The organism is Sulfurimonas sp. NW15, from assembly GCF_051132285.1.
GTDB classification, from domain to species: domain Bacteria; phylum Campylobacterota; class Campylobacteria; order Campylobacterales; family Sulfurimonadaceae; genus Sulfurimonas; species Sulfurimonas hydrogeniphila.
Window position 1 is genome coordinate 1,183,586 of record NZ_CP093237.1, and the last position, 25,622, is coordinate 1,209,207.

The window sequence follows — 25,622 nt, forward strand, 5'->3', positions numbered from 1 at the left end:
AATGAACAGTTTGGTTGATACGGTTATGACACTCTTGTTTGTCTTATTTATGGTTTTTATATTTGCCGGCTATCACAAAACAAAATCGCAAGAACGTGAAAAAGACAAAGATCTCAAATCCTAAAATAATTTTTCTGCCCATTTTTCTAAATGATTTTCAAACTTTTCAAACAAACTCTCTGCATTTTTTATAAGTAATGACATTTTTCATCCTTTATATAAATATGTACTAATAGTACAACAATTCAAAAAAAATATAAAAAATATTTCAAATTGTCAAATATTTTTTGACATTCTTTGATTTTTAGACTATACTATTGCAAATCAATATAAAAAGGGTTCAAAATGAATAGTTTCTTGGATATAGTAGAAGAGATTAAAAGCATTATCTCTGATGAAGTTGCTCCGAAAAAAGTTTTTGACAAAGATGTTGCTGCGGTATTGGGTATTTCGCAGATGAATTTTGCAACAATGAAAAGACGTAACAAAATTCCATTTAACGAATTACTGGATTTTTGTGCCAAAAGAAGTATCTCTATAAACTGGCTTTTGTATGGACAGTCTCCTGAAAGTTTGGTTGAAGCAACAAATAAATTCTATATGGTCAAATACTTTTCCGACATCAATGCCAGTGCAGGAGGAGGAAGTGACATAGAGTCTGAAGAGATAGAAGAGCTTGAAATTCCTGAGCAGTTTGTATTTATGCTCGGTGGGGAAAAAGAGCTGCAAAATATAGAAGCTATTAATGTTTCGGGTGACTCAATGGAGCCTACTTTTAGTTATAATGATATTGTATTTATTAACAGAAGCAAGACAGATATCAATCGCGGCGGTATTTTTACCATAAGAACCGAAGCAGGACTTTTTATAAAACGTGTACAAAAGAGAATTGACGGAAAACTTGATATAATCTCTGACAATTCTGTCTATAGTACACAAACACTTGATGCAAATCAGGTTGAAGTTGTTGGCAGGGTTGTCAGCCGATTTGGTGATGTAGATTAAAGGATTTTTTTGAAGTATCTGTATCTCTCTTTAGCGCTTGTCCTGATAAGTGGATGTTCGCAGACAACCTCACAGACTGCTTCTCATAAGAAGTTGCCAAAAGCAGAATATATCAAAGGTTTGAGCGGAATTTCCCAAGATGTTTCAGAGTATGCACATGCCATAAACAAGGGCTATATTTCGTCATTAGAAAAATTTGCCACAATGTATTTTCAGCCGTGGAATATTGACAGCATGGATATTCCGTTAGAAAATGCGATGTGGGCATATAAATTATTTGATGCAACAAACAGTTATGGGGAAAATTTACAGCCACTTGATGATAGTTTTTTTAAACAAATAAAAAATAATTCTAATTTTGAAGCCTATTCCAGTGTAAACAAACAGGCAATTACCCTGAGAAAGGTGAGTATCAGAGCTTTTCCTACCACCAGGCCGGTTTTGAGAGACCCGAATAAAGCAGGCGAGGGCTTTCCTTTTGACTACATGCAAAACTCTACCGTTGCCGCAAATAAGCCGCTTTTTGTTTCACACTATTCAAAAGACAGAGAGTGGGTATTTGTCAAGTCCAGTTTTGCTTACGGATGGGTACACGTACGAGACATTGTCTATATGGACAGGAAATGTGCAGAAATGTGGCAAAAGGCACAACAGGTATTTGTTTTACAGGACAATGTTCCTTTGTATACACCCAAAAAAGATTTTTTATTTAAATCCACTCTGGGAACAATGTTTCCAATCATCAGCCAAAATCAAAAAGAGTTTCACATTTTAACTATAGCAGAATACATGTTGAAAGAACCCTATTGTGTAAACACTTCAGTCAATAGGAAAATCGGACATAAGGGAATACTGAAATTTAATGCAAAAAACATCAATCTTGTAATGGGCGAACTCTTACATGTAAACTACGGATGGGGTGGCATATACAATCAGAGAGATTGTTCTTCTACGCTAAGAGATTTTTTTGCACCGTTTGGTATCTGGTTGCCAAGAAATTCTTATCAGCAAAGCAGAGTAGGCAAAGTCATATCTTTAGAAAATATCTCTGATGAGAAAAAAATAAAAATGATTCAACGATACGGAGTCCCTTTTGAAACTCTGTTGTACAGAAAAGGGCATATAGCTTTGTATGTTGGAACGAAAAACAACAAGATAGTTGTTTTTCAAAATCTCTGGGGCATAAAAACACTAAGGCATGGCGTTGAGGGAAGATATATCATTGGTAAAACAGTTTTTAGCACTCTTCAAATGGGAAGTAACTTGTCTGACTTTGATGAGAGTGCCTCTTTTTTAAAAAATCTCAAAAGTATGAATATTGTGACCCGTTAATTATGTTTTTATATCCAAAAGTGTTCCCATCATCTCATTTTGGGTTTTAATGACATTGACATTCACTGCTACACTCTCTTGGGCAATAATTTCATCAGGAATCTCTTTTGCCAAATCCGTTTGACTCTTTTTTGAACCGTTGTTGTCTGCTTCTCTTATGTTTACATGTAAAGAATTAGACTGAGTGGATATTTTTGCATCTTTTGGGACAAATCCTTCTGTATTGACATTTGCAATATTATTTGCAGTGACATTCAGGACATTTGTATTTGCCTGAATGGATGCAATATTATTTGAAATACTCATAAACGCCTCCTCATATGTTCTAATTATAGCATAAAGTTTTAGCGCATAGGAATACTGCCCTGGGGATTGTTTTGATTCATATTTTGAATCTGCATATTATTTGACATAGAAGTTGTTAAGTTGTTTATTGACATATTACGGGAAGCTTCGCCTTGGTTGGAAGCCAGATTCATAGCATATTGAGATAACTGCAGGGTTGCAGTGTAGTTTTTGGATTGAATTTCTTGTGTTTGTACAATTCTGTCTGCCATTTCACCAATTCTATCTGCCATAGTGCCAATATCATCGGAAAGTCTGAGTATTGTTTTTGACATTGTCTGTATAGTATTATTGTAGCTCTCGTTTGTATTGTCAGCCTGATGTGCTGCAAGATAAGCTGTTGTTTTTGCCAATACTGTTATTTGTGTACTTAACTGTTCTACATCATCCAAGGCATTGAGTGCATCTTTTGTTGATTGAAATTCTTTTGTGCTGTTGTTTGGAAATGTTTCAAGTTTTGATTCAAAATTTACAACTTCTTTGGCATAAGCCTGTAAAGCTTCATCACTTTTTAGCAGAGTATCTGTTTTGTTCTTAAATGTGTCATGTATGTCATACGCATCTTCAATCGCGCTGTTTAAAAACTGTGTCGTATTGATATTGTCATTTCCAAAAAGCAGGGCAGTAGTGATAAGTGACAGGCTGATAATAGTTTTTTTCATGATTTCCCCTTTTGTTGATATCTGCAGTATTGTAAAAAAAATCTGTTAGCAGAGTGTAAGCAGCTAAGTGCCAAAATATAATAAATATTGAAGAACAGTTCTTCAATATTTATCTAAACCTAGTGCAGGTCAGCGTTGAGTTTAATTTCTCGAGTAGATCGTGATGCAGTGATTTCTCCGGTTAGAGAGTTTTGTCTGAAGTGAAGTCCATTGAAAAAAGAGAGTTGTTTTGCTTTGAAAATTTCCCCTTCAATAGTTATGCCTTTGTTTACTTCTCTGATTTTTTCAAGTTCAGTTGGGTAAATACCTACTTTTGTTCCTTCAAGAATTGCCAGACCGGCATCTATAATACAGCCATCTCCCAAAGGAATACCACAAACAGAGTTGGCTCCCAAAAGACAGTTTTTGCCGATACTGATCGGATTTCCATCTGTCCCTGAAAGAACACCAAGAATTGAAGCGCCGCCTCCGACATCAGAACCGTCACCAACAATCGCAGAAGAAGAAATACGACCTTCCACCATGCTTACACCGGTTGTTCCTGCATTAAAGTTGATGTATGAAGCCCCCGGCATTACAGTTGTCCCGGCTGCAAGCTGTGCACCGAAACGTACTTTGGAAGTGTCAAGTATGCGTGTATTGTCTGCAGGAATAATGTGCTGTAAAAATCTTGGAAATTTGTCTACAAAATCAATATGCGGATACTCATTTGCAAGTTTGAGTTCAATTTCAAACTCTCGTAAATAATCAAGTTCTATCGGTTGTCCGTTAGACCATGCAACATTCGGCAATGCACCGAAGGCACCGTTAAGATTGATTTCGCGAAGTCCTACTTTTGCAAGAGAAATTGCATACAGTTTTAGATAGGTTGCTTCTACACTTTCGCAAGGCGCATCTTCAAATATAAAGCATACTTTGAATTCGCCTTCAAGACTTCCGTTGTTTACTATTTGAGAATAGAGTGCTGAAACTACTTGAATGTTTTTGTGTGCATCACCGTGTGCTTCGTCAGAATAAGGGGTAAAAGCATTGAGACAATCTTTTAAAAACTGTAAATTTATGTCACATACGACTTCATTTTGTGTAAAATCTACTGTAATTCCCTGGTCTGCAAGCGCCTGGATGAAAATCGCGGCACTGCCAAAATTTTCATCCCAGTTAATTACCGGGTAGGTCGCCTGAAGAGACTTGTTGACATTTAACTGTCCCAAGTCTACTCGTGCTATACCAAAAGCCAAAGGATCTTTGTATCCGGTTGTGTTTGTTTTAATATTGTTTACCAATGCTTTAAATGCATCTGCTGTTTGAATAACGTCCATTGAATTCTCACTTAATTAATTTGATTTGCAATTATACTTAAAAACTACTAACGAAGTTTAGTATATAATTTAAATAATAAAATAAAAAGAGAATATTTTGAACACTTGGCTTGAACTACTAAAAAACGATGATTATCTTGGTATAAAAAAACATATAAAAAATGGCGGGAAACTTTCCCAAAAGAATGAGGCGGGAGAGTCTGTACTTGCCTGTGCATTACGTGCACAGTGCTCAGATGAGACAATAATGCTGCTCATAAGCAACGGGGCAGACATTTTTGACTGCGATGATGAAGGTGTCAGTATTTTTGATATGGCAATTACCTATGATAAAATTGAAATAGTCAAACATCTGATAGAGCAGGGTAAAAAAGTAAATGAAACGACAAGGAAAAGCGGTTTTACCGCATTGATGGGTGCAGCATGTTACGGAAGAGTTGAAATTGCCAAACTTCTTTTAAAACATGGTGCTGACAAAAATGTACGGGACTTAAAAGGTTTCAGTGCCGTAGATTTTGCCAGAAAAATGAATAAAAAGAGCATACTCGAACTTTTTGACTATGATGAAACTACGCCTAAAAATACCGGATATGCAAGGTAGTTTATTCAAAAAACTTCTTTTGTTTTGTGTTGTCGAGAGGTTTCCTTTTCTCTTTGGCAAGCCATTCCTGAAGCAAAGATTCAACAACTTTGCTCAGGCTCATTTTGTAGCGACTGCGTGAGTATTTCATCGCTTCATCCCATGTATTTTTGTCAATTAACAAACTTCTTGTCACTTCGTCTTTTGGTTTCAATGGTATCCTTGTTATGATGCTTGCAGAAGTTCTATAAAACTTCTGTAGCTGTCAACGATTTTTTGGTTTTTTGTATTTTGTATATAAAATTCTATGGCTTTTTTGCCGAGTCTGGGAATTTCATTTTTAACAGCCCAGCTGCTGACGGTTCCTTCGGGTACTTCAAGGACTTCGGCGAGTTGTTTTTGTGTGATTTGAAGCTCTTTGCAAATATCTTTGACAACATTTGATTTGTCTTTTTTGATTTTTCTGTTTGCAGGTTTTAATCTTTTTTGTTTTGTTTTTTTTTGCTGTATCTCAGTAACTGTAGTACAATTCGTATCCATCCAGGCAAGAACATTTGAAGCTTCTAAAACCCAGTCGCGGGAATTAAGCTGTTTGACAACATCTTCACAAAACTCTTTTGCATACATCTGTGCTGTTTCTTTATTGCTGAGTTGGTAGAGTATTGCAAAAGCAAGCTGCAAGGCACCTTTTGAGGTGTTTCCCCAGTCAAAACCGTTCTTGGCGTATTGGTATATATCGGTACGACTCGGGAGGTTCAGTTCTTTATATGTTACAAATTTATTGCCCAGTAAAGTCTTATGCCCTTTGAAGACATGGTTGTTCATTATTAATGCCATAGTTTTATTTTCTCTTATATGTTAAAAATGTAGTGCTGTTCCTCTTTTTCTTTAAACTCATTTTTATGAGGTGTTAAGATAAACAACATATATAAGAGATAAAAGCAATAAAAGTACCAATAATCAAACTAACATGATAAAATTCTTTGGTTTATAATTTTTTAAATGGTATATGTTTGCGTGAAAGTTCCTCTTGAAACATATCAAAATATTTTTTTACTTCTTCATTGTTTTCTCCGCTTAAAGAGAGTTCCACATTCGGTTTGTTCTGTATAAAAATTGGCAGGGAAGAAAGCTCAATGTTTTTTGGGAGTTTTTGCATAACATCAATGAGTGTATTTTCACTTGTTTCTGCCAGCAGTGTATATCTGTATTTTTTTCTTGCCTGTGAAAAATATTTTTTTATTATTTCACTGCTCATTGGATGGGACATCGAGGGGAAACCCGGCATAAAAAAGAACCTCCTGTCTAAAGTAAAACCGGACATGTTGTTTACCGGATTTGGCAGAAGTTCTGCATTTGGCGGTATCTCCGCCATGTGGATACGATGAGGATATGCCTCGTCACCAAATTTTTTGATAATGTCTTGTTTGAATTTTTCATGTGTTACGGGCTTGGAATTTCTGAAAACTTCCGCGGCCACCTCCCGTGTCAAATCATCGGGAGTCGAACCGATGCCGCCAAAAGAGAACATCACTGCTTCTTTGTCGTCGCGTATCATTTTATAGGTGCGTTTCATCAGTCCGACATCGTCTTTGATGACAAAAGAGGCACAAAGTTCATGCCCGTATTTTGCAAGTTCATTTTTTAAAAATTCAAAATGTTTGTCAACGCGTCTTCCGTTAAGAATTTCTGTTCCAATAATAACTGCATAAAAGTTCATAGCATTACTTTTTTACATAATTATAGTATTATTTCATAAACAATTAATAAGGACAGAAAATGTCACATATAGAAAAATTAGAAGAACTGCTGACAAAAAGTGTTATTCCCGATATTACAGAAAGACTCGATGAGATTTTTGAAGAGATAGCCGGAAACAAAGAGGCAACACAGGATGCCAAAGAGGAAATAGAAGAACTCCGTGAATTCAAATCTGACCTCGAAGATGTTATAGAAGACATTAAAAACGGTGATATGGAAGAAGAAGAGGCAAAAGAGCTTGTAGCGGACATATTGGCTGCTCAAGAGTGTGAAGATGAAGAAGATTTTGGATTTAAAGAAGAGGAGGAAAATAAATGAGAATAATTCTTTTAGGCGCTCCGGGTGCAGGAAAAGGGACACAGGCGCAGTTTTTAACCAAGAAGTACAATATCCCGCAGATTTCTACAGGCGATATGCTTCGTGCCGCAATCAAAGCGGGAACTGAGATGGGAAAAATGGCAAAAGCGGCTATGGATGCGGGACAGCTCGTGACAGATGAGATTATTATAGGACTTGTCAAAGACAGAATTGCGCAGGATGACTGTAAAAACGGCTATCTTTTAGACGGGTTTCCTCGTACACTGCCTCAGGCTGATGCAGTAACTAATGCAGGAATTGCGATTGATGCCGTAATAGAGATAGATGTACCGGATGAAGAGATAGTCAAACGTATGTCAGGAAGACGCGCGCATCTGGCAAGTGGGAGAACCTATCATGTTGTTTACAATCCGCCAAAAGTAGAAGGCAAGGATGATGAAACGGGTGAAGATTTGGTACAGCGTGATGATGACAAAGAAGAAGTGGTACAGGACAGACTGAAAGTCTACCATGAGCAGACAGAACCGCTCATAGACTACTACAAAGCACAGGCTGAAAAAAATCCGAATATCAAATATATCAGAGTTGACGGCACTGCTGATATTGCAGATGTTGAAAAAGCGATTGTTTCACAACTCGGTGAATAACCGTCTGCTATGATTCGGGTCGGTAGACCCGGATATTTTCACAGCCTTTGGCATCCCGCAAGTACTGTGCATGTAGCTGACTCATGATGCCTTTGTCACAGTACAGAAGATACTCTTTGTCCTGTGGAAGCTTGTCAAACTCTGTTTTTAGTTTGTGAAAAGGTATCTTGAGCGTGTTACATGTAAGCGCAATACACTCTTCTTCCGGACGAATATCTATCACCGTAAAATCACCGTTTTTCAAAGTATGAACAACTTCAACAGGTGCCAGATTTGTAATGTCATCTATTATTTCATCAATACTTAAATATTGTGCATTTTGCACTGCTGCATCAAGTATATCATAGTTAAATTTTTCTGCCACTTTTTCCATACGCTTGAAAGAACCGTGCGTAATTGGATTTTGAGAAATAACACCACAGTATTCGGGCATACTTTCAGCAAAATGGCGTGTGCCGATTTCATTGGCCATGTTCATAATTTCGGGCTTGTTCATTGTTGCGAGAGGACGCAAAATAAGCTTGTTCGTTACCTGGTCTATGAGCGCAAGGTTACGAAGTGTCTGACTTGATACCTGCGCAACACTCTCACCGGTCACAAGGGCATCAATCTCCATAGCATCGGCTACCTGTTCAGATGCTCTGAGCATTAAACGTTTGAGCATAACACCCATGTATGTCGGCGGTGTTGCTCTGAAAATTTCTGTAAGCACATCATCAAAGGCAACGGAGACAAATTTGACCTTGTGAGAAGATCCGAATTTGTTCCAAAGATAGAGTGCAACCTGTTTCACACCTATTTCATGCGCCATACCGCCAAGATTGAAGAAAATAAAATGCGTTTTTATACCCCGTTTCATTGTCAGATACGAAGCCACAGTAGAGTCAAAACCACCGGACATCAAAGAGAGAATATCGCCCTGTGTGCCAATAGGAAATCCGCTGAGTCCTTTGTACTTTGTGGTAATGAGATTGAGCTGATTTTGGATGAGTTCCATTTGTATAATCACATCGGGATGTTTTAAAGAAACACTTTTTGCATTTGAGTTTGCCAAAAGATGCCCGCCTACTGTTCTTTCTATATCTATGGAACTGAAAGTATGTTTTCCGGTTCGTTTTACTCTGACAACAAATGTCTTGTCATTTAAAGAATCGGCAACAAGTTCGCATACTTTTGTTTTGATTTTCTCAATAGTATCCATGTCGTCAAACTGCAGCACTTCAAGAATCTGCTCAATGCCGGGAGTATCCAAAAGTTTTTGTCTTACCTCGGGCAAAACATCTTCGGGGGTTAAAACTTCCATTTTGTCAGAGAATTTTTTGACTTCGATTTTTGTGTCTATACGCTGTAAAATTGTGAGCAGGTTGTTGTAGAGTTGACCGACCATCTGGCGTTTTGCAGAGGGTCCTTTGATCATAATTTCGGGGAAAAGTTTTAAAATGAATTTTTGCACCGTTGAGGCCTTTAGATTTTTGATTGAATAAAGCTTTCCATTTCGTGAACTATCTCTTCAATACTTCGCTCACCGGAAATGACTTTTAAAATGCCTTTTTGCGTATAAAAATCTTTAATCTGCCCTAAAGGTTCCATATAGATTTTCATACGGTTGTTAAAGACTTCGTTGTTATCATCTTCACCTCTGGCGCGTCCAAGCACTCTTTGCCTGGCTGTCTCCTCGCTTACCTCTACCTCAATAACACTGGAAAGTTCAATATCTTTATGCTTTTGCAGGTAGGTATCAAGTGCAAGCATCTGCTCCACACTTCTTGGATAGCCGTCAATGATAATAATGTCAGTCGGAGAAGATTTTATAGCATTGATGATTGTCTCTATAACGATATTTATAGGAACAATTTCGCCTTTTGAGATATATCTGTGTATCTCTTTGCCCCGTTCACTCCCGCTGGCAACTTCGGCTCGCAGCATATCACCGGTAGAGTAGTGTGTGATATCAGGGTTGTGTTGTGCTATGAGCTCAGCATCTGTAGTTTTACCGGAGCCTGGAGCTCCGATAATAAGAAAGAGTTTTTTTGTGTGCGACATAATATTATGCCTTTGTTTGTTCACGCAGGCGTATGTGTAAGTCACGCAGTTGTGCATTGTCAACAGGACTTGGTGCTTTAGTTAACAAACAGGACGCTTTTTGTGTTTTAGGGAATGCAATAACATCACGAATACTTGTTTTTTTCGTTAAAAGCATAATGAGTCTGTCAAATCCTAAAGCAAAACCACCGTGTGGAGGTGCACCGAATTTAAGAGCATCAAGCAGGAAGCCGAATTTTTCCTGCGCCTCTTCTTCTTCGATTCCAAGCAGTTTAAAGACCTCTTCCTGTATCTCTTCTTTGTGTATACGAATAGATCCGCCACCAAGTTCTGTACCGTTTAAAACGATGTCATAAGCGATAGACTCTATCTCTTCTACATCATCTTTGTCTGTGTCTTTTGGCATGGTAAACGGATGGTGCAGCGCTTTTACGCGACCGTCTTCAACTTCAAACATCGGAAAATCGACAACCCATACAAATTCAAAAGCATTTTCGTCTATCAGATTCATTTTTTCATGCTCGGCAATGAAATTTCTGAATCTTCCCATGTAATCCCATACCGTTTTTTTGTCACCTGCACCAAAGAAAACAACATCACCGACTTCAAGTTCGGTTCTTTCAATGATAAGCGCTATGTCTGCTTCAGAGAAAAATTTGGTCAGAGGACCTTTAAGCCCGTCTTCTTTCATCTGGAAATATCCAAGACCATGTGCGCCAAACTTACGTACATACTCTTCAAAAGATTTCATTTCACGTTTTGAAAATATCAGATCAGCACCTGGAACTTTGAGCGCTTTAATACGGTTAACATGTGGTTTTTTTGCAATATTTGTAAATATTTCATTATCACATCGTTCAAAAATGTCAATGACATCTACCATTTTAAGGTCATAACGCAAATCCGGTTTGTCAGAGCCGTATAATTCCATAGCGTCTTTATATGTAATACGGTTAAAAGGAGGCTTGATTTCAACACCACAGGCATCAAACATTGCCACAAGCAGATCTTCGGCTATTTTCATAACATCTTCTTGATTACAAAAACTCATCTCAACATCTATCTGCGTAAACTCAGGCTGACGGTCGGCCCGCAAGTCTTCATCACGGAAACATTTTGCGATTTGAAAGTATCTGTCAAATCCGCCAACCATCAAGAGCTGTTTGAAAAGCTGTGGTGACTGTGGCAGGGCATAAAACTCACCATTGTGCACACGAGACGGTACCAAATAATCTCTGGCGCCTTCGGGAGTCGATTTTGTCAAAATCGGTGTTTCAACTTCCAAAAATCCGTTTTTATCCAAAATGTTTCTTGCCGCAATCGCTGCTTTTGAACGCAGGCGAAAAACTTCATACATATCAGGATCACGAAGTTCCAGGTAACGATATTTCAATCTTGTCTCTTCACCGACATTTTTATCGCCAATGACAAAAGGAGTAGGAGCAGATTTGTTTTCTATAATCAGTTCTTTTACAATAATTTCAATAGCACCGGTTTTCAAACGGGGATTTGTCAAACCTTCTCCGCGAAGACGAACGGTTCCTTTGACTATTAAAACATATTCATCACGGACATTGTTTGCAACTTTATGCGCTTCTTTAGAGTCTTCAGGGTCACACGTAAGCTGAATAAGTCCTGTTTTATCACGCAAATCTATGAAAATAATTCCACCATGGTCACGATAATTATTCGCCCAGCCGGTAAGAACGACATCTTCTCCAACATTTGTTTCATTTAAATCTGTACAGTAATGAGTTCTCAAAATATAGAGTCCTATATAAATAATTTTCGCGATTATACCTAAATATAGTATAATTAACAAAATTATTACACAAATGAGCAATTTTGAAAACAAATACAATTAAAAAAGTCGGTGTTGTTTTACGACCGTCCACTCCTGAACTCAAAGAGAGCTATTTTAAGCTTGAAAAAATTTTTAACAAACATAACATAGAAGTAATTATAGACAGTATCAGCGGGGGCATGATAGGTGTAATGGGGATGGAATTTGAATATCTGTGTGAAAACTCCGATATTCTTGTAACGCTTGGAGGAGACGGAACACTTATATCGACTGTCAGACGCTCTTTTCGGTATGATGTGCCGATATTTGGCATTTATGCCGGTTCTCTCGGATTTTTGGCGGATATCAACCTCAACGAATTAGAAGAGTTTGTTGCCAATCTGGTTGCAGGCAACTACAGAGTGGATGAAAGATCTATTTTGGAAGCCCAGTTTATACAAAACAACAAAGAAGTTGTCCTTTATGCTTTTAATGACATTGTTATCACACGGGCTTCCGTTTCAAATATGATACATGTAGAGACCCTGGTTGATTCAAAAGCATTCAATACCTATTATGGTGACGGTGTGATAGTGGCTACTCCGACAGGCTCAACCGCATACAATCTTTCAGCAGGAGGTCCCGTTTTGTTTCCTCTGACAAATGTTTTTGCCCTGACTCCAATATGTCCGCATTCTTTGACACAAAGACCTGTGGTCTTACCGGGGAAATTCTCCATAGAGATGAAAACACCAAAAGACAAAGCATTGCTTATCATAGACGGACAGGACAAGCATGAACTCGAAATAGGGCAGAGCATCCATATAAAACTGGCCAAAAAAAGAGTCAAGCTCATTCACAGAGACGAATTCAACTATTTTGATGTTTTAAAAGAAAAGCTGCATTGGGGTGACTAGTCTATATTGATACTCGATGAACTGTCAGAATTCTTTTTAATCATTCTTTTTATCTGTTCTGCTGTATAAATTTTTTGCTGAGGATTTTCATTGAGCAGATCAAATCTTATTTGTATGGTAAGTTTGCCGAGTGCTTCTCCCAACTGTTGGTCATCGTTGCTGAGTGTCCCGTCTTTGGAAAGTATGGAAATGACTTTGAGAAAGTTATTGTATTCGTTCAAAACGGCAGGTGAGGCAAAAATAGCAAGTCTGTGTGTCACAAATCGCAGTTTTGTTATCTCTTTGTCCGTCAGAAGAGACTGTTCTGACATGCTCTCCATCAAGTCCAAAAGTCTTTCGTAGGTTGCCGCTTTCAAGTCAAGAAACTTGATGCTTTGTTCTTTTTCTATTTCAACTTCTGTCTGCTTGTTCAGCAGGAGCGCGGTGATAAAAACTGTTGCAATGGTACCAAGAATGATGAGGACAATCTCCTGAGTAAAAGGAGTGCTGTCTGTCACTTTATATGCATAACGCAGATAGGCATAGCCTGCAATCAGCGTTATAAATGTCAGAAGAAGGTAGATGAGTTTTTTTGTGTAATTATCCATATACTAAATGTGCCTTTTAAATGATAAGATAATTGTATCTAAATCAAATAAAGATATAATAAGAGCATGAAAACATTGACACACTATTTACTTGCTGTATTTCTTTTGCAAAGCTCTCTTTTGGCACACCAAAACCATGCTGTTGTTTTGCAGTACCATCGGTTTGATGAAAACAGATACCCCTCTACAAGTATATCTATGGAACTATTTACACAACAGATGCAATACCTGGCAGACAACAACTATACTGTCTGGCCGTTTTCTAAAACAGTAAAATATTTAATTGAAAAAAAAGAACTTCCGGATAAAACGGTTTCAATTACTATAGATGACGGATATCGCAGTGTCTATACAAAAGCCTATCCTTTGCTTAAAAAATACAAATTTCCTTTTACTGTATTTGTCAATTCTGTTCCTGTTGTGCATGAGTCTGTTCATTATTTGACCTGGGATGAAATGCGTGAGATGGGAAAATACGGTGCAGAGTATGCAAACCACACCTATTCCCATCAGTTTTTAGTGCGCGATGGCATAAAAGATCCAAAAAACTATAAAAAACATGTTACAAAAGAGATAAAAATGTGTGAAGTGAAAATAGAAAAAGAGCTTGGCGATAAAGTCTGCACTGACCCGAAAATACTGGCATATCCTTTTGGCGAATATGATATGCAACTGATACAGTTGGTCAAAAATCTAGGCTACATTGGTGTGGCACAAAATTCAGGTCCGATTTCAGACAAAAGCAACTTTATGGCTTTGACACGGTTTCCAATGTCGGGAGGTTTTGGAGAGATGAAGCAGTTTGCAGTGAAAATCAATACGCTTCCTTTGCCTTTAGAAGCTGTTTCAAGTGAGGAAACGCTGGTGACACAGGCGAACAATCCCCCTGTATTAACCTTAACACTGCAAAAGCCTTTAAAAGACTTACAGTGTTTTACCGCTGAGGGGGAAAAACTACACATGCAGTGGCTTGATGAAAAAACTGTGAAAGTACAATCAAAAGAACCTTTGCTCTATCCGAGAAATCATTATACATGTACCGCCCATGCAAAAGGAGATGCCTGGTACTGGTACAGTCATTTGTGGGTTATTTTAAAAGAAAAATAGTCTACTTTGTAAATGCGGCACTCATATAACCGACTACCTGTGACTTGTCTCCGCTTGCATCTGCACTGGTTCTGTAATCAAGCAGTGTCGGTTTCAGACCGTTTTGTATTGCTGCTATCAGCATCGCTTCTACGCCTATAATCCCGCAGGCTTCACAGCCCTGATGTAACTCAGCAGGATTGAGATTGGCTACGGCATCAAGGCAAACGGTATCAAGAGTTTTTGCTTTTTCAATGTCATAATAATGGCTCAGATCCGTACTAATAACAACAACAGTATCTTCATCCTCTAACAAATATTCAATAACTTTTGCCAAATTGGACGGATTTTCATTTCCATAGACAAGTTCCACAACAGAAGCTTCCGGCAGATAGTTTTTTACAAAGGGCATCTGTACTTCTGTTGAGTGTTCTGCATGGGCGTCCGGCTGAAAATGTAAGCCGAATTTCTCTATCAATTCATTTGCAAGTTTTTTATCTATAGGCAGGTTTCCAAGCGGTGTTTCATAACTGTCATATTCCGCAACACTTGTACCGTTTAAATAGACACGGTGACTCGGTCCAATCACCACCACACGTTTTGCATGAGAATTTTTTAGTAATCTAAAGGCGATATTTGCCGTAAATGCAGAATAAACATAGCCTGCATGCGGCACAATAACAGCTCTTGGCTTTAATTCAAGGACTGACTCGTCTTTTATGGACTCATCTATTATTTTATTGTAATGAGTGAACATTTTTTGTATCTCTTTTTTGCTTGCGGGATAGAACTGCCCGGCAACTGCATCTTTTCTTATACTCATTTCCATACTCCTTCTATAACTCGTCCGCATTTTGGACAATGTCCCTCAATGAGAGAATTTTTTGTGACTGCATAGCCTGTTCTGTCTATAAGCAAAGTCCCGCAATCCGGACAGTAGGTATCGCCGTGGACGGGAACATTTCCCATATAAACATACAATAAACCTGCTTTTTTTGCTATATCACTGGCACGCTGCAGGGTTTGCAGTTTTGTATATTCGTGATCCTGCATTTTGTAATCAGGGTGAAAAGCACTCAAATGCCAGGGCACATGTACGCCCAGATCATTGGCTATAAATGATGCCATTGCTTCTAAATCTTCATCACTGTCATTATCGCCTTCTATTAAAAGTGTCGTCACTTCCACCCAGATACCTTCTTTGACCATACCTTTGAGTGTCTCTTTGACCGCTTCAAGTCCGCCTTTTAATACTTTTTTGTAATAGGCATCGTCCCAGCTTTTAAGGTCTACATTGGCAGCATCAAGCCACGAGGCCATATCTTTGACAACTTCCGGGGTTTCAAATCCGTTTGTGACAAAAATATTTTTCAGTCCTTTTTGCCTTGCAATGACGCCGATATCTTTGGCATACGGGTAAAATATAGTCGGTTCATTGTAGGTGTAGGCAATGGAAGAAGCACCGTTCTCCAAAGCCAGATCAACCATCTTTTCGGGAGAAATATAGACGCTTTCATCGACTGTATGCTCTTGTGAAATCTGCCAGTTCTGGCAGAACGGGCATTTGAAATTACAGCCGACTGTCCCAAAAGAGAGGGCTGTAGTCCCCGGCAAGAGATGGTAGAGCGGTTTTTTCTCGACAGGATCAACATTCAGTGCACTCGGATGCCCGTAAACAAGTGTTTTAAGTGCTCCGTTTTCATTTTTATTCACGCCGCACACACCCACCTGCCCCTCTTTCATTTGGCAATAGTGTTGGCATAATATACATTTAATTTTTTCTTTTTCCGGTATTGTTTCATAATAATTCATATTAGTCTCCTTGAGTTAATCTTCTTTATACAGGAAGACTCAACTAGTGGATATATTAGCAAAATAATTATAAAAAGTCAAATATTTTTTTCTTAAGAATATTTGAACTATTTTTGAGTATGCATTTCAACTTCTTTGGGTCAAAGTCGCAGTGGTATAATAGTTGTAAAAGGAAAAAATATGTTAAAAAACAAGAAATCTTCGATAAAAGGTGCCTTTTTCGGTGCACTGGCGGGCGATGCTTTGTGTCTGGGTTCGCATTATGAGTATGACGCACAGAAAATCTACAAAGCATACGGAAACAAATCGATAGAAAAATTTATGAGTCCTGGTGAAATGATGGGCGGACAGACACATGGAATAGGGTGGGGAGAACGCAATTATCACCCCGGAAAAAAAGCAGGCGGAACTACTGACTATGGCGATTACAATATAGTCATTTTAGAACATCTGGCAGCTACGGCTAATCCGCCAAGAGAATTTGATGTCGCTTCATTACTGCCACACTGGATGAATCGTTTGGAAAACGGATGGGGTTCATGGATTTGTACGATGACAAAAGAGACCTATGCGCAGGTGAAACAAGGTGTGCCTGTTGAGCGTTTGGGTGGAGGCTCCAACGCCACAGCCATCCGTCATGTAGCAGCCCATGCCTATTATGACAATGAAGAAACACTTGCCCGTGTTGCACGCCAGGCTATGTTTACGCATCGTCATCCCGAAGCACTTGAGGGAGGTGAATTTTTTGCCAGAGTTACACATCGTGTCATTCACGGTTCAAGTCCACGTGATGCCATTGAAACAGTGGCAGTACAGATGGGAGGCTTTATAGAAAGCAAGGTGGCACAGGCAATAGCAAAACACAAAGAAGCAACAGATGAAAACAGCGAACTCTTAAAAGAGAAGTTCTGTGATGATCTGGCACTGACATCTATGGCAAAACTCTGGGATGTGGGAAGAAGTGAGCCTATTAAAGTAGGAAAAGCATCTCCCACACAGGGAACTTTACCGGGTTCGGTCTATTTTATACTTAAATATGCTGAAAACAAGAACGGACTTAACGAGGCTCTGGCTGCGAATGCTATGGTTGGCGGAGACAACGCTTCACGGGCAATTGCCATAGGCATGGTACTTGGTGCATACTTTGGCGTAGATGCAATTAATTCTCAATGGAGGGAGACTCTTGATCAATGGGAATATTGTGAAAAACTTTTAGAGACACTGCCTCTTTTAAAAGAGGTATAAAATTCAGTTATATTATGAATTTTGCTATACTTTCGCTTAAAAATTCCAGAAAAAGGATGAGTAATAGAACCTCAGAGCGAAATTACCAGAAAAAACCTTACAGTTATGATGACTTTGTTTTATGAAAAAGCCATAGAAGATACAATACTGGGACCTTATTTTATCCATGAACTCGGAGATGATATGCAAAGTGAAGAGTGGGTTGAGCATATTGATCTTTTGGCTGATTTTTGGTTGGCCAAGATGCTTGGTCAAAAAACCTATAAAGGAAACTTCATAGGTGCACATATTAAACTTCCCCAAATCAGCAGAGAAAGTTTTGACAGATGGTTGGAACTTTTCTCTTTAAGTGTTGATGAAGTCTATGTGTCTGAGATTGCCGAAGTTTTTAAGAAAAAAGGAACTCTGTTTTCGCAACAGTTTATAAATAATAAACTCAAGATTTAGAATCTATGATGAACATGAAAGTCCGATGTTCTTGTACTCTTCGGGTGTTTCCTGTGTAAAATGCTCAAATTCAGGTAATTCATCATAAGGTTTTCTTGCAATGTGCAAAAGTGTCTGTACCATTGAAAAATCACCTTTTTGGGCAAGGAGTATCGCCTCTTGCAGCATATAGTTTTTTAAAACATATTTTGGGTTGGCTTTGATCATTGCTTTGGTTCTTTGCGCTGATGAACGTTTCTCTTTTTCAAGCCGTTTATCATAAAGTTTCAGCCAGTTATGTCTATGGCTACAGGATTCATTGCTATATCATAAAGCTGTAAAAATCACTGTCGAGTAAAAGGTAGGGTGTTTGTAAAATCATATCATTAAGTTTCATAGAATAATATTACATGCAGAGGGCTAAAAAGAGGGCAGTACTCAGGATTTACTTTCTTATTTTTTGTGCCAGCTAAGGAAAAGAATTATATAATATTTCCTTAAAAGAAGAAGGAAATATATTTTGACAGATGAAAAAACTGCTATATACTTTAAAGTGACACCTGCGCAAAAAGAGACGATAGATTTAAGAGCACAGGAGAATGGTTTTGATGATGTTCGTGCATATTTAAAAGTTGTAGCGCTCAGAGCACAGACTTTCAGTATCTCGGATGCAGGCTTGTCTACAGAAGAGCCTGCAGTTGAACTTGGATTCAGTGTAAATAAACTGCAAAAAGAGATACTTGAGGAAAAAGCGCAAGAAAGCGGGGCAAAAGAGCTTGCACAATATTTAATTTATGTTGCCCTGCACGGAGTAGTGACATCAGTCATCGAAATACGCTCAACCGGAAAGCTTGATTCGATGCTTGAGCGTATTATGGCAAGTAAAAGGAGATAAAAAATATGCTGATTAAACCGCATGAGGTACAACAGGTAAGCAATGAAGTGATTAATATGCTTCATGACGAGGAAATTGAGATTATTAACAGTTTTTATGATGCAGTCGTGGCAAAAGATATAGAAAAAATTGATGAGCTTTTTAAAGTTGTTTTGTTTGATGTTGAAGACCATTTTCAGACAGAAGAAGAGATGATGAAACAAAATAATTATACCAATTACCAAGTTCACAAGAATGACCATGATACAATGAGAGAAAAGATTGCAAAGTTTTTTGAAAGATGGCTTGTTTTGAAAAGCCCCCTTGAACTGCAGGATTTTTTAGAAACTGATTTCAAAAAGTGGCTGGTTTTACATGTATCCAAATGGGATTCGGAGATGGCCTTGCATTTGGGACATGCAATGTAGTCTTATTTTTTCAGAGATAGACCTATAATTGTATCGAGCTCATCCTCATAAATAATCTCTTTTTCAAGAAGAAGAGATGCGAGCTTTTCGATAACATTCCAGTGTTCATCAATAAAGTTTTTAATATTTTCCTCACCCTCATTCATCCATCTTTCAAGTGCTTTGTCGATTTTTGTATGGTAGTGCTCTGTATCTTTACTGACACCGCTTCCTTTTTGTGCATCCATAATTCCGTTGATATTAATGTAGCCGACTTCTTTGTCCATTCCATAATGTGCTATTGCTTTATAGGCATCATGTGTAGCCTGTTGCAAATCATTTAACGCACCGGAATTCATTCCGTCACTGCTGCCAAAACGCTTAATCTGTGAAGTCCTGCCTGCCAGGGAGACCAATATTCTGTTTTTAAAATCTTTTACGGTCATATTGTCCTGAATTTCATTATAATCATGAGAAATAAAATGCTCATTGTTGTCCCGAGGCGTCAAGCTTATATGTTCTATATGGATATGAGGCATCAGTATCCTGGATGCAACAGCGCGTCCTGCTTCATAAATAGCTGTCTCTTCAAATATCTGTTCCGCAGAGAGATAGGTCTGTTTTTCGCCATACTTTATAGCATTGATTTGTTCAACCAAAATTTCCTGTGTTATAGCAGGCAAGCCATGTCTTAAGCAGTAAAATGAGGCTTCTTTGCTTAACAATTCAAGTTGTGAACCGGTGAATCCTGCAGTGTGCATAAGCAGTCTGCTCATATCAAAAGAACCGCTTGAAGGTTTGTTTTGTATGATTTTATTTAAAAAATACTCTCTGGCATCTTTGTCAAGATTGTTTACTTCGATATGAATTTCAATACGACCGGGTCTGATGATTGCACTGTCAATGTTTTCTTTATAGTTGGTTGCCGCTATAACAAAAATATTTTCACCTTTTGTATCAGAAAAACCATCTATTTCGGAGAGAAGCTTGTTTATTGGAACCTCTTTTCCGTTTTCTCCGCCGCGTTTGCCAATGGTATCTATTTCATCTATAAAGACAATAGCAGGTGCATACTCTTTTGCTTTGCTGAAAACCTGTTTTGTTTTTACAGGGTCAAGAAGTTCAAGCCCGGTTATAGCAATAAAAGGCAACTCGGCTTCTTTGGCAAAAGCTTTTGCCAGCATTGTCTTTCCTGTTCCCGGCGGTCCGTAAAGAAGCATACCTTTTGGCGGTGCAACATCAAAACTCTCTAAAAGCCTGGGCTCTTTAAAAAAGTTAATGACCTCCTGCAGTCTCTGTTTTGCTTTATAATGTCCTGCTATATCATCAAAAGAGACATTCGGTATGTCAAAAACCAATCCGTCTTCACTGAAGTCTTTGATCTTTGTCACCTGTTTAAATCTAATATTGAAAATCTTATAGCTTATAACGCCCCGCTTGCTGGTAATGCTGTCTTCTACATCAAGTGTAATGTTTTTTCTGAAAAGTTCTTTTACCAGTGTTTCATCTTCTATAAGAGGATTGACTGTTTCGTTGAGATAATTGAGGGAACTTTTTGAGAGGGAGACTTTAATTTTAACAAACTCACCGGTTTGTATGCCTGAGTCCATTATGTATGCGGTAATTCTGTCAAAAAAAGTGGTGCTGACTTTGTCTTTTATACGTCTTGCATCCAGTTCCGGAGCAAAGTTCAGTATTTGTATTTTTAAAAAATCATCGAAGTTCTCTTCAACTGAAAATTCAATGTTGTATTTTTCTTTGAATCCGTCTTTATATTGCAAAAATACTTTTTTTGCAATATTCGCATAGGCATCGTAGTTCAGTTTGTTAAAAAGACAGATATTCGCCTGCGAAAACCTGGAAACCAGTTCCGGCAAAATTGCTTCCTGCCAGCCACCGCTTCTGCTGTCCCTTTTTCTTTCACGTCTAATGGCTTCAAGAATCATAGATTCAGCCTGAATATAATCCTGTTTTACAAGGTCTTTAAAACGATTGTCAAGATAAAGCTCTTTTCCGAGACTGGTCGTAATGATAAAAATTGCCTGTGTAAAATCAACCATATAGTTGGCGTTTTCTTCATTGTATATAATGTCTGGATCTTCACTGCAGGGAGCATCTGTAACCTTGTCCCATCCACAGCCGTCACGTAACTGACCGCCTTCAAATATACCTAGAAGATTACTCTGAATTATGTTGTCACATTTTTCAAAAGCATCAAGCACTATAATCGCTTTGGGATTTCTGTGTACAAAGCCTGTCAGCTGACCGACACCGTAGCCTTTCCATCCGGCAGGATAGCCATAGAGTTCACCACCATTTTGTTGATGGTACTGTGTCATATCAAACTTCATGATTTTATATTTTGGCAGATGTTCACTCATAAGCTCAGCCAAAAAAGTTTTTCCGGTTGCAGGAGAACCCAAAAAGAGGTATGTAGCTTTCGGGGCTTTTTTATTTTCACTGATATCATTTTTCATACTGTTGACAACAGTATTTATAGCCTGTTCCTGTCCAAAAAGTTCTTTTGAAAGTTTTTCTTTTAAAGTTCTTGCAAGCTCTATATTGTTGACTGCTTGAGCAACTGGTTCTTTGTCTGCCTGCGCCAATTTTTTTGCATAGTTGTCTTCAATGATTTTTTCATGTTTTTCTACTGCTGCCTGTGCCAGTTCTGCTAAACTCGGTTTGTTCTTTTCTTCTTTGTCCATAGCTGCTTGGGCTAACTCTTTTAAATTTGGCATATTCTCATCTTTTTTTGATATAATATTTTTTAATTTGTGTATATTACTGAATTGTTGTTGAGCCTAAACATAAGATAAAAGGCAGTGGGTAAAAGAGAAAGGCAAATTAAAGCTATGGGCCAAAAGAGGCTCAAATAGCTTTAAATCACTGGGTCGCAGAGAGGTTTTTACTGTGCACCAAATTGGCGGGAGTCCATTTCAGCCATAAACGTTTCTAGAGAAAACGTAATATAGTTTGCCAGATCCTCAGGAGTTTTTTCAAGGTCATTGAGCGTTAAAGGTACAATCTGTATATGTGAATCAGTACCGTTTACAGCATACGTAAATTGAATATACGGGCCCTTTGCTTCATCATGTCCTTTGACGTTTTCTGTAACCAAAACACCAGGAATAAAATAGTCGACAGTCACATCAGGATTAACCTGAACCTTATCAACAAGTTCCACCACTTTTTTTAATTTTTCTACTTGTTCTTCTACCATAATAACACTCCTCGTAATTTGTATCAGCTCTGTAGCCAATTTTTATATTATAACAGATAGCATGGTAGTAAAATAAAACAAACTGAAAATATAAGAATTAGATTAATTATTTTATTTAAGACTGCAAAAAGATTATCATTATCATTTGGGATAAAATTTAGCTATACTTTTATGATTAAAAATTAGGAGAGTATATGCTTTATGATACCGTAGACAGAGCTAAGGTAGAAGAGATGGTACATCGGTTTTATGCTGATGTACTCAAAGATGATATTTTAAGCCCTTATTTTACAAAAGCGCTGGGAAGTGATTTGAAGAGTGGAAAATGGCATGAACATTTAAATACATTAATTGGGTTTTGGCTACTGATGATGAATGCAGAAATTGGTTACAAGGGTGATCCCTTCCCTCCGCATGCATTTTTGGGGCAGATGTACAGAGAAACATTTGAACGCTGGCTGATGCTTTTTAAAAATGTTGTTGATACTATGTTTACTCCTGAAATTGCTCAAAGGTTTTACAAAAAAGCAGATATTTTAGCCGAACAGTTTATTGACAATTTAGATATAGATGAAGAAGAGGAAGAGTAGATGAGTGAACAAGCAAAAATATTAGAAGAAATGCAGCAACTGGTTATGCAAATTCTTAAAACAGGTACAGCCACTGTAGAAGAGGGCGACAGACTTGACGAACTTGAAGAACAAATGCTCAAACAAAAATGCTACAGGCCGACTGACACTCAAAACAGTGCAAATCAGGGTGAAGAGATTGCAGAACTGTTTTTTAGCAATGATATGACAGGTGCAATAAACAAAATGATAGAGTATGACATTACGCCAGAAGATTTTTTCGGATTTGCTGCCTATCATTATGAGGATGAGCCTCGCGTAGGAATGTTTACAAAATCATTTATTGATAATGTAAACACAACTTATAAATCTAAATCTTAAACAACGAAGTTAAAATAGATAAACTCTATTTTAACTTTGAAGCAATGTCTTTGACAGCATCACTTGCATGATTGAATGCAAGTGCAATACTTCCCTGATCCGTAACAACATCACCAATAGTATAAAGACCTTTTACATTTGTCTCAAAAGTTTTTTCATCATACACCGGAACATCCCATTCCCCTGTTTTAACACCTGAATTTACAAGGATGTCTTTTGGAGTAGTACCGCCAAGTGCATAGACTGCTCTGTCATATTCACCGGTAGTTCCATCTGTAAAGTTTACTTTGATTGCTCTTTCTGTACCGGGTTCAACACTTGCAACATCTACACCGAGTTTATTGATAAGTTTGCCATTGTTAAGGTACTTCATGCACATTTCTGTATTGGTCGGATTCATTCTTTTTATTTCAGCCTGTCTGTAATTGAGTGTTACAACACAGTCTTCCATACCTTCCATTTCAATCAAACCATAGGCATACTCACCGGCGGTATCTCCACCACCGACTATCATTACATGTTCACCGTTTTGAACTTTGGAAAGGTTGAAGTTAAGTACACTTTTGAGTTCTTTGGGAAATTTGTATTTTGGTTTGTTGGGTTTACCCATGCGGCCAACAGAAAGAATAACATTTTTTGCTTTCATATTTTCAAGAGCTTCGGCTATGCCGTCTGTAGCATAAACAATTGAAAAAAGTCCATCTTCCTCTTTTTCAATTCTAATTATTTCATGGTTGTATTCAAATTTGTCCAATACGCCGGCTTCACTTAACTTATCATTCATTTGTTGAATATAATCTTCTTTTGAACACTCTTCAAAAGTAACATTGCCAGTAAATTCAAATTTGATTCCCATCCAGTCTTTATCTACTCTTTTGCCTTTTTTGTAAAACTTATGAATCATATCATTATGATGCGGTGCCTTGTCTATAACCATAACATTTTCGATACCGGCCAGTTTTGCTTCTATAGCAGCTGCCATTCCTCCAGGACCTGCACCTATTATTGCCAGGTCTACTGTCTTTGGATTATTTTGCGCCATTTATTTCCCCTTTTTGTCGTAAAATTCAGGCCGTAGTATAGTAAATTTCAGGAAAATACTCTTGTTAATATCTGTTTATGTTATTTTTTTAATATGTTTTTAAAATTTCTCTGTTTATATACCGGTTTGATCTGCTCTAGAGGGGTGTTCGGAAACAATTTTGCGTACATCCTCATGCTCGTCACTGCTTAACCTTTCAAGTATATCAAGCGGCGCAATCGGATTTTTCGCAACCGCTGCCCGAACATTTTCATCTTCGTCTTTGCTTAGTTTATTTAAGATTTCAGGTGTTGTGCTTGGGTTCACTGCAATAGAAATTTTGACAAATACATCCTCATCATTACTGAGCGTATCCAAAATATCAACAGGGGTGTTTGCATTGCCGGCTACCCAAGACACAACTTCTCTGTCTTTGCTTAGGGCTATGAGCGTTTCGACTTTTGTATTTGGGTGTTCTGCAACAAATTCACGAACAAACGGACTTTCGTCTTTGCTTAGTTTGTCTAATGTTTCAGGTGAAGTATTGATATGTGCAGCAACTCTTGCGCGTACAAACTGGTTTTCATCTTCACTTAATTTATCCAGTGCTTCTGTGGATGTCTCCGGGTTGTTTGCCAGTGCTCTGCGAACACTCTCGTCACTGCTTTGTATCGATTCTAATTCTTCTTGTGTTATCATTTTTGCTGTTACCTTCATAATAATATGGTTTTTGATTTCGTGAATTGTAGCTATATGTCTCTTAAATGCTTAGTCAAAAGAAAACGGAAACTTTTTTTCTAAGTTATTCATCAAGTCTGTCTCTCTTTGTGATGTGACATTCTTTTTCAAATACTCCCAGAATTCTTTTGCTGCACTGACAACCCGGAGCCATTCTTCATCCTGCAGTATCTCCTGAGGATTTTCATCCGGTTCCATATAAAAGGCTGCAAGTTGATGAAACTTTTTTGCATGATCAGCCTCTTGTTTGGAAACATTTGCATGCAGGACAGCTTTTTCGTAAGCATCGTCGAGTGCTAATATGTCAAAATAGGCACTTATGCATTCATCAAAGGAAGAAGACCATACTTCATCATCGGGCCATTTGGCTGTTTGGGGGTAGACCCATGCCATTTCCTGGAGTTTGAGATTTGAAAATTCAAAGATTGTAGTTATCCAGTAGAGCCGCCATCTTTGTTTCAGTTCGACATCACTGATGTCATCCTGCAGATTTTTCATGAGCATAGTACTCTCCTTTGGTATGTTTTATAAGTTGAATCTTACC

32 protein-coding genes are annotated in these 25,622 nt (G+C 38.0%); 14 read left to right on the plus strand and 18 right to left on the minus strand.

Features of this window, described 5'->3' with window-relative positions; translation table 11 throughout:
* The first annotated feature begins 1 nt into the window (after position 1).
* From MLC52_RS06005 to MLC52_RS06015, 3 genes are all read left to right on the plus strand, one after another.
* Positions 2–124, plus strand: coding sequence for a hypothetical protein (locus MLC52_RS06005; protein WP_269138909.1), 123 nt, complete (start codon positions 2–4; stop codon positions 122–124).
* Positions 125–345: 221 nt separating this feature from the next.
* Positions 346–1,005: a LexA family transcriptional regulator gene (locus tag MLC52_RS06010; protein WP_151900364.1), complete on the plus strand. Its 660-nt coding sequence runs from the start codon at positions 346–348 to the stop codon at positions 1,003–1,005.
* A 9-nt stretch (positions 1,006–1,014) separates the two neighbouring features.
* Positions 1,015–2,337 (plus strand): SH3 domain-containing protein, encoded by a 1,323-nt coding sequence (locus tag MLC52_RS06015; RefSeq protein WP_434579604.1) that lies wholly within the window; start codon positions 1,015–1,017, stop codon positions 2,335–2,337.
* Here the strand turns inward: MLC52_RS06015 and MLC52_RS06020 are convergent, their stop codons facing one another.
* The 3 genes from MLC52_RS06020 to MLC52_RS06030 form a co-directional block, all read right to left on the minus strand.
* Entirely contained in the window at positions 2,338–2,643 is a 306-nt protein-coding gene (locus MLC52_RS06020; RefSeq protein WP_346388738.1) for a flagellar basal body protein, read from the minus strand. It lies immediately after the preceding gene.
* Between the two features lie 38 nt (positions 2,644–2,681).
* Positions 2,682–3,344, minus strand: coding sequence for a hypothetical protein (locus MLC52_RS06025; protein WP_434579606.1), 663 nt, complete (start codon positions 3,342–3,344; stop codon positions 2,682–2,684).
* A gap of 119 nt (positions 3,345–3,463) precedes the next feature.
* Positions 3,464–4,663: a tetrahydrodipicolinate N-succinyltransferase N-terminal domain-containing protein gene (locus MLC52_RS06030; protein WP_434579607.1), complete on the minus strand. Its 1,200-nt coding sequence runs from the start codon at positions 4,661–4,663 to the stop codon at positions 3,464–3,466.
* Between the two features lie 97 nt (positions 4,664–4,760).
* On the opposite strand from MLC52_RS06030, the gene MLC52_RS06035 reads away from it, so the two are divergent.
* A complete protein-coding gene (locus tag MLC52_RS06035; protein ID WP_434579609.1) occupies positions 4,761–5,264 on the plus strand; it encodes an ankyrin repeat domain-containing protein in 504 nt (167 codons plus the stop codon).
* Position 5,265: 1 nt separating this feature from the next.
* Here MLC52_RS06035 and MLC52_RS06040 read toward each other — a convergent pair whose 3' ends face one another.
* The 3 genes from MLC52_RS06040 to MLC52_RS06050 form a co-directional block, all read right to left on the minus strand.
* Positions 5,266–5,457: a hypothetical protein gene (locus MLC52_RS06040; RefSeq protein WP_151900358.1), complete on the minus strand. Its 192-nt coding sequence runs from the start codon at positions 5,455–5,457 to the stop codon at positions 5,266–5,268.
* A gap of 11 nt (positions 5,458–5,468) precedes the next feature.
* Positions 5,469–6,080 carry a DUF6166 domain-containing protein gene (locus MLC52_RS06045; RefSeq protein WP_434579611.1) on the minus strand — a complete coding sequence of 204 codons (612 nt, stop codon included), beginning with the start codon at positions 6,078–6,080 and terminating at the stop codon, positions 5,469–5,471.
* Positions 6,081–6,231: 151 nt separating this feature from the next.
* The gene (locus tag MLC52_RS06050) at positions 6,232–6,963 is read right to left on the minus strand and encodes a competence/damage-inducible protein A (RefSeq protein ID WP_434579613.1); all 732 of its coding nucleotides are present in this window, start codon (positions 6,961–6,963) and stop codon (positions 6,232–6,234) included.
* 59 nt (positions 6,964–7,022) lie between these two features.
* Here MLC52_RS06050 and MLC52_RS06055 point away from each other — a divergent pair, with 59 nt between their 5' ends.
* Together MLC52_RS06055 and adk are read left to right on the plus strand one after the other, a co-directional pair.
* Positions 7,023–7,322, plus strand: coding sequence for a hypothetical protein (locus tag MLC52_RS06055; protein ID WP_151900355.1), 300 nt, complete (start codon positions 7,023–7,025; stop codon positions 7,320–7,322).
* Positions 7,319–7,969, plus strand: coding sequence for an adenylate kinase (gene adk, locus MLC52_RS06060; protein WP_151900354.1), 651 nt, complete (start codon positions 7,319–7,321; stop codon positions 7,967–7,969). Before MLC52_RS06055 ends, adk begins: the two co-directional genes overlap by 4 nt.
* A gap of 7 nt (positions 7,970–7,976) precedes the next feature.
* Here the strand turns inward: adk and thiI are convergent, their stop codons facing one another.
* Genes thiI through aspS form a run of 3 tightly spaced genes read right to left on the minus strand, consistent with a single transcriptional unit; the run spans position 7,977 to position 11,774 of the window.
* Entirely contained in the window at positions 7,977–9,422 is a 1,446-nt protein-coding gene (gene thiI, locus MLC52_RS06065) for a tRNA uracil 4-sulfurtransferase ThiI (protein WP_434579615.1), read from the minus strand.
* An 11-nt stretch (positions 9,423–9,433) separates the two neighbouring features.
* Positions 9,434–10,012 carry an adenylate kinase gene (locus tag MLC52_RS06070; protein WP_346388745.1) on the minus strand — a complete coding sequence of 193 codons (579 nt, stop codon included), beginning with the start codon at positions 10,010–10,012 and terminating at the stop codon, positions 9,434–9,436.
* 4 nt (positions 10,013–10,016) lie between these two features.
* Positions 10,017–11,774, minus strand: a complete 1,758-nt coding sequence (gene aspS, locus MLC52_RS06075; RefSeq protein WP_346388746.1) for an aspartate--tRNA ligase — start codon at positions 11,772–11,774, stop codon at positions 10,017–10,019.
* 83 nt (positions 11,775–11,857) lie between these two features.
* Here aspS and MLC52_RS06080 point away from each other — a divergent pair, with 83 nt between their 5' ends.
* Positions 11,858–12,712, plus strand: a complete 855-nt coding sequence (locus tag MLC52_RS06080) for an NAD(+)/NADH kinase (RefSeq protein WP_346388747.1) — start codon at positions 11,858–11,860, stop codon at positions 12,710–12,712.
* Here MLC52_RS06080 and MLC52_RS06085 read toward each other — a convergent pair.
* Positions 12,709–13,299 carry a hypothetical protein gene (locus MLC52_RS06085; RefSeq protein WP_434579618.1) on the minus strand — a complete coding sequence of 197 codons (591 nt, stop codon included), beginning with the start codon at positions 13,297–13,299 and terminating at the stop codon, positions 12,709–12,711. The genes MLC52_RS06080 and MLC52_RS06085 overlap by 4 nt on opposite strands.
* A 66-nt stretch (positions 13,300–13,365) precedes the next feature.
* Here MLC52_RS06085 and MLC52_RS06090 point away from each other — a divergent pair, with 66 nt between their 5' ends.
* The gene (locus tag MLC52_RS06090; RefSeq protein WP_434579620.1) at positions 13,366–14,406 is read left to right on the plus strand and encodes a polysaccharide deacetylase family protein; all 1,041 of its coding nucleotides are present in this window, start codon (positions 13,366–13,368) and stop codon (positions 14,404–14,406) included.
* A 1-nt stretch (position 14,407) separates the two neighbouring features.
* Here the strand turns inward: MLC52_RS06090 and amrB are convergent, their stop codons facing one another.
* Together amrB and amrS are read right to left on the minus strand one after the other, a co-directional pair.
* Entirely contained in the window at positions 14,408–15,208 is an 801-nt protein-coding gene (amrB, locus tag MLC52_RS06095) for an AmmeMemoRadiSam system protein B (protein WP_151900347.1), read from the minus strand.
* On the minus strand, positions 15,205–16,197 hold the full coding sequence (amrS, locus tag MLC52_RS06100) for an AmmeMemoRadiSam system radical SAM enzyme (RefSeq protein ID WP_151900346.1): 993 nt from the start codon (positions 16,195–16,197) through the stop codon (positions 15,205–15,207). Before amrS ends, amrB begins: the two co-directional genes overlap by 4 nt.
* Positions 16,198–16,377: 180 nt before the next feature.
* Here amrS and MLC52_RS06105 point away from each other — a divergent pair, with 180 nt between their 5' ends.
* Together MLC52_RS06105 and MLC52_RS06110 are read left to right on the plus strand one after the other, a co-directional pair.
* A complete protein-coding gene (locus MLC52_RS06105) occupies positions 16,378–17,442 on the plus strand; it encodes an ADP-ribosylglycohydrolase family protein (protein ID WP_434579622.1) in 1,065 nt (354 codons plus the stop codon).
* Between the two features lie 105 nt (positions 17,443–17,547).
* Positions 17,548–17,889 (plus strand): group III truncated hemoglobin, encoded by a 342-nt coding sequence (locus MLC52_RS06110; protein ID WP_151900344.1) that lies wholly within the window; start codon positions 17,548–17,550, stop codon positions 17,887–17,889.
* A gap of 3 nt (positions 17,890–17,892) precedes the next feature.
* Here MLC52_RS06110 and MLC52_RS06115 read toward each other — a convergent pair whose 3' ends face one another.
* Complete coding sequence (locus MLC52_RS06115; protein WP_434581626.1) at positions 17,893–18,159, minus strand: hypothetical protein; 267 nt, start codon at positions 18,157–18,159, stop codon at positions 17,893–17,895.
* A 229-nt stretch (positions 18,160–18,388) separates the two neighbouring features.
* On the opposite strand from MLC52_RS06115, the gene MLC52_RS06120 reads away from it, so the two are divergent.
* Positions 18,389–18,763 carry a hypothetical protein gene (locus tag MLC52_RS06120; RefSeq protein WP_151900343.1) on the plus strand — a complete coding sequence of 125 codons (375 nt, stop codon included), beginning with the start codon at positions 18,389–18,391 and terminating at the stop codon, positions 18,761–18,763.
* Positions 18,764–18,768: 5 nt separating this feature from the next.
* Positions 18,769–19,170, plus strand: a complete 402-nt coding sequence (locus MLC52_RS06125) for a bacteriohemerythrin (RefSeq protein ID WP_151900342.1) — start codon at positions 18,769–18,771, stop codon at positions 19,168–19,170.
* A 2-nt stretch (positions 19,171–19,172) separates the two neighbouring features.
* Here MLC52_RS06125 and MLC52_RS06130 read toward each other — a convergent pair whose 3' ends face one another.
* Positions 19,173–21,887 (minus strand): AAA family ATPase, encoded by a 2,715-nt coding sequence (locus MLC52_RS06130; RefSeq protein WP_346388751.1) that lies wholly within the window; start codon positions 21,885–21,887, stop codon positions 19,173–19,175.
* A gap of 167 nt (positions 21,888–22,054) precedes the next feature.
* Positions 22,055–22,369 carry a hypothetical protein gene (locus tag MLC52_RS06135; protein ID WP_151900340.1) on the minus strand — a complete coding sequence of 105 codons (315 nt, stop codon included), beginning with the start codon at positions 22,367–22,369 and terminating at the stop codon, positions 22,055–22,057.
* Between the two features lie 194 nt (positions 22,370–22,563).
* Between MLC52_RS06135 and MLC52_RS06140 the strand changes: the two genes are divergently transcribed.
* Positions 22,564–22,959 carry a group III truncated hemoglobin gene (locus MLC52_RS06140; protein WP_151900339.1) on the plus strand — a complete coding sequence of 132 codons (396 nt, stop codon included), beginning with the start codon at positions 22,564–22,566 and terminating at the stop codon, positions 22,957–22,959.
* Positions 22,960–23,319, plus strand: a complete 360-nt coding sequence (locus MLC52_RS06145; RefSeq protein ID WP_151900338.1) for a hypothetical protein — start codon at positions 22,960–22,962, stop codon at positions 23,317–23,319.
* Positions 23,320–23,344: 25 nt separating this feature from the next.
* Here MLC52_RS06145 and MLC52_RS06150 read toward each other — a convergent pair whose 3' ends face one another.
* The 3 genes from MLC52_RS06150 to MLC52_RS06160 form a co-directional block, all read right to left on the minus strand.
* Positions 23,345–24,361, minus strand: coding sequence for an NAD(P)-binding domain-containing protein (locus tag MLC52_RS06150; RefSeq protein WP_346388753.1), 1,017 nt, complete (start codon positions 24,359–24,361; stop codon positions 23,345–23,347).
* Positions 24,362–24,475: 114 nt separating this feature from the next.
* Positions 24,476–25,039: a hypothetical protein gene (locus MLC52_RS06155; RefSeq protein ID WP_346388754.1), complete on the minus strand. Its 564-nt coding sequence runs from the start codon at positions 25,037–25,039 to the stop codon at positions 24,476–24,478.
* Between the two features lie 69 nt (positions 25,040–25,108).
* A complete protein-coding gene (locus MLC52_RS06160) occupies positions 25,109–25,582 on the minus strand; it encodes a hypothetical protein (RefSeq protein WP_346388755.1) in 474 nt (157 codons plus the stop codon).
* Positions 25,583–25,622 lie beyond the last annotated feature (40 nt).